At 71.7% G+C, this 3,609-nt stretch carries 3 protein-coding genes; 2 read left to right on the forward strand and 1 reads right to left on the reverse strand.

From position 1 onward, the window contains the following. Positions 1–150 precede the first annotated feature (150 nt). Positions 151–1,308 (reverse strand): glycerophosphodiester phosphodiesterase, encoded by a 1,158-nt coding sequence (locus tag SSOG_RS08235; RefSeq protein WP_039936908.1) that lies wholly within the window; start codon positions 1,306–1,308, stop codon positions 151–153. Positions 1,309–1,568: 260 nt separating this feature from the next. Between SSOG_RS08235 and SSOG_RS08240 the strand changes: the two genes are divergently transcribed. Both SSOG_RS08240 and SSOG_RS08245 read left to right on the forward strand, forming a co-directional pair. Then, positions 1,569–2,243 (forward strand): lysophospholipid acyltransferase family protein, encoded by a 675-nt coding sequence (locus tag SSOG_RS08240; protein ID WP_009713750.1) that lies wholly within the window; start codon positions 1,569–1,571, stop codon positions 2,241–2,243. A 161-nt stretch (positions 2,244–2,404) separates the two neighbouring features. After that, positions 2,405–3,223 (forward strand): alpha/beta fold hydrolase, encoded by an 819-nt coding sequence (locus tag SSOG_RS08245; protein WP_039936911.1) that lies wholly within the window; start codon positions 2,405–2,407, stop codon positions 3,221–3,223. Positions 3,224–3,609 lie beyond the last annotated feature (386 nt).

The raw sequence follows: 3,609 nt of genomic DNA on the forward strand, positions 1-3,609 counted from the left end.
CGGCGAGCAGCGGACGCAGTTGCTCCACAAGGTCCATGCCGGGCGGGACGTGACGCGCTCAACACCCGGTTGCCGGGCCGCCGGCCTCTCACCCGACCGGGGTGGCGGCGGGCCGCGCCTTGACGCACACGGCGCGGCCCGCCCGAGCCCTTACTTACGGAAGTCCGCCGCGGCGAGGAGCGCGGTGTCCGGGTTGTCGGAGAAGATCCCGTCGATGCCGGTGGCGAAGTACGCCTTGAAGGCGCCGAAGGCGTCCCCGTACGCGTTGGCGTCGGTGCCGCGCCGGAAGTCGGCGGGCAGGAAGGTGTTCTCGTTGCGCATGGTGTACGGGTGCAGGACGAGCCCGGCCGCGTGCGCGTCCTTGACCACGCTGGTCGGGGTGCCGAGCTTGCCGTCGGGCGTGCGCGGGATGATCACCGACAGGTCGGGGCCGATGCCCTGGGCGTAGCTCGCGATCCACTTCAGGCCCTCGGGCTTGACGAGGTCCGCGACCGTCCGCGGGTCGTTCGCCTCGACGAAGTCCCACGGGCGGCTGGTCATGGTGGACAGCAGCACGACCGACGGGGCGTCGACCAGCTTGCGCAGCCGCTGGATGCTGCTCGGCTCGAAGGACTGGAGGAAGAGCGCCGCGTCCTTCTTGTGGCGTCCGTACTTACGGAGCAGCTTGGCGACCCGCTCCTCCAGGCCGAGGCCGAGCTTGCGGAAGTACGTGGGGTGCTTGGTCTCGACGTACAGCCAGACCTTCCGGCCCCGCTTGCGGCCCTCGCGGTCGGCCCACTGGAGCACCTCTTCGAAGGTGGGCACCTCCCAGCGGCCGTCGTAGAGCGTGTTGCGCTGGCGGGTGCCGGGGATGCGCTCCTTGGCGCGCAGCGTCTTCAGCTCGGCCAGCGTGAAGTCCTCGGTGAACCAGCCGGTCAGCTTGGTGCCGTCGACCGTCTTGGTGGTCTTGCGGTCGGCGAACTCCGGATGGGCGGATACGTCCGTGGTGGCCGTGATGTCGTTCTCGTGACGGCACACCAGATGCCCGTCCTTGGTGGGGACGAGGTCCTGCTCGACGATGTCCGCGCCCATGTCCAGCGCGAGCTGGTACGAGCCGAGCGTGTGCTCGGGGCGGTAGCCCGACGCGCCGCGGTGGCCGATCACGGTCGGCACCGGCAGCCCGCGCACGGGCCCGGGCTTCCCCGCGGCACCCGCCTCCGCGGCGGTGGCCGTGCCCGCGCCGCCCAGGGCCATCGCTCCCGCACCGAGGGCCGCGGCCCCCAGCAGGGTGCGCCGCCCGGGCTGTTGCTCGCGCTGTTCGCGCTCCATGAGCACTCCTCGCTCTGGTGTCCAGCACCGTCAATTCCTGTCAGAGGACGGGCTGATGGTAGGTGGGTGTGCCTTTCGTATGGGAGACCTGCGACGAAACGCGTGGGAAACGGGTGTCAACACTGCGTATCAGGTGGGTGAACCCGGTGTGCGCGGCGACATGACCGGCGAGTATCGTCCTCATCGGCGTTGTTGTGCGGACCCGGGTTGACGGACCGTACGGCGAGCGCCCCCGACCTTGACCCCGACCGGAGGGCCCGTTGTCCCGTTTCGTGTTCCTGAAGGCAGTACTCGGTCCGCTGATGCGCCTGATGTTCCGTCCACGGGTTGAGGGCGCGGAGCGCATTCCCGGCTCCGGTCCGGTGATCCTCGCCGGGAACCACCTCACCTTCATCGACTCGGTGATCCTGCCGCTCGTCTGTGACCGCCAGGTCTTCTTCATCGGCAAGGACGAGTACGTGACCGGCAAGGGCCTCAAGGGCCGGCTGATGGCCTGGTTCTTCACCGGCGTCGGCATGATCCCGGTCGACCGGGACGGCGGGCACGGCGGCGTCGCCGCGCTGATGACCGGCCGCCGGGTGCTGGAGGAGGGCAGGATCTTCGGCATCTACCCCGAGGGCACCCGCTCCCCCGACGGCCGCCTCTACCGCGGCCGCACCGGCATCGCCCGGCTCACCCTGATGACCGGCGCGCCGGTGGTGCCGTTCGCGATGATCGGCACCGACCGGCTCCAGCCGGGCGGCAAGGGGCTGCCGCGGCCCGGGCGGGTGGCGGTGCGGTTCGGTGAGCCGCTGGAGTTCACCCGCTACGAGGGCATGGACCGCGACCGGTACGTACTGCGGGCCGTGACCGACGAGGTCATGAGCGAGGTCATGCGGCTGTCCGGCCAGGAGTACGTGGACATGTACGCCACGAAGGCGAAGGCAGCGGCCTGAGGCGGGCGCCGAGCCCGAAGCGGGCGGATGTCGACATCGAAGTGTCAGCATCCGCCCTTCTTCGTGCGGTTCCCGGTCACTGGCCTATCACCGTCGGTTCGGCGCCCCGATGCACTGGTCTCGCGCCGGGGACGACCACTACCGTGCCGCGGGTGACGACAATGACCGTGCCCTCCCCCGACTTCGTGTCCCTCCGCGGTCGCCGGTTCGCCCTCACCGACTTCGGCGGACCGGGTACCCCGGTCCTCGCCCTCCACGGGCACTTCGGCCGCGGCCGGATGTACGCGCCGCTGGCCGCCGCCCTGGGCCCCGCGTACCGGGTCATAGCGCTCGACCAGCGGGGCCACGGGCTGACCGGGGGCGGTGGGCCGTTCACCCTGGACGAGTACGTCGCCGACGCCGCCGCCCTGCTGGACGAGCTGGACCACGGCCCGGTGCCGGTCGTCGCCCACTCCACGGGCGCGGTCGCCGCGTACGCGCTCGCCGCGCGGCATCCGGAGCTGGTGAGCGCCCTCGTCGTCGAGGACATCGGCGCCGTGACGGACCGTCCGGTGGTCTCCCACCCCGTGCTCGACGTCTCCGGCTGGCCCACCTGGGCCGCCGACCGGGAGGGCCTGCGCGCCCAGATCGAGTCCCGCGGCATCCACGACGCCTCGTACTTCCTCGACAGCGCGGAGCCGGATCGGGCGACCGGTGGATGGCGACTGCTGTTCGAACCCGCCCACATGATGGCCTCGCAGGAGGCCATGCGGGGCGACTTCTGGTCCGAATGGCTCGGGTCGGCCTGTCCGGCGCTGCTGATGCACGGCGAGCATTCTTCGCTGCTGCCGCCGGGGCATGCGCGGGAGATGGCGCGGCGGCGGCCGCGCACCACGCTGCGGGAGTTCGCGGGGTGCGGGCACTGGATCCACGATGACGCGCCGAAGGAGTACGCGTGGGCGGTGGGCCGGTTTCTTGGCTCGCTGCCGGCGGAGGGGTGACGGCGGGCTGCGTTGCCCCTTGAGGTTTCGCTGCCGGGTGCGGCCCGGTGGCCGGGTCGGTCCGGGGCAGTGCCCCCTGGGGTTTCGTCGCCGGGTGCGGCCCGGTGGCCGGGTTGTGCCCACCCGTTCCGCCCCACGGAACGATTGCCCACAACACTTCAGCCTCTCCGGCGTTTGAGGAGCGGGGTCCAGGGGCGGAGCCCCGGCCTACCCAGCCCGTCCGGCGTTTGAGGACACCTTCCAGCCCCTCCGGCGATTGAGGAGCGGGGGTGCAGGGGGCGGAGCCCCCGCCATGGGGGCTGGGGGCTTGCCCCCGGTTTCGGGAAGGGGCGGGGTGGGGGACTTAGCGCCCTGTCAGGACCAGGGGAGGGACGAGCGCGCCTGCC

Origin of the sequence: Streptomyces himastatinicus ATCC 53653, from assembly GCF_000158915.1 — a bacterium.
Taxonomy (GTDB): domain Bacteria; phylum Actinomycetota; class Actinomycetes; order Streptomycetales; family Streptomycetaceae; genus Streptomyces; species Streptomyces himastatinicus.

Coding starts and splice junctions, on each gene's coding strand:
- SSOG_RS08235 (WP_039936908.1), bottom strand. CDS start 1,308: ATGGAGCGCGAACAGCGCGAGCAACAGCCCGGGCGGCGCACCCTGCTG.
- SSOG_RS08245 (WP_039936911.1), top strand. CDS start 2,405: ATGACCGTGCCCTCCCCCGACTTCGTGTCCCTCCGCGGTCGCCGGTTC.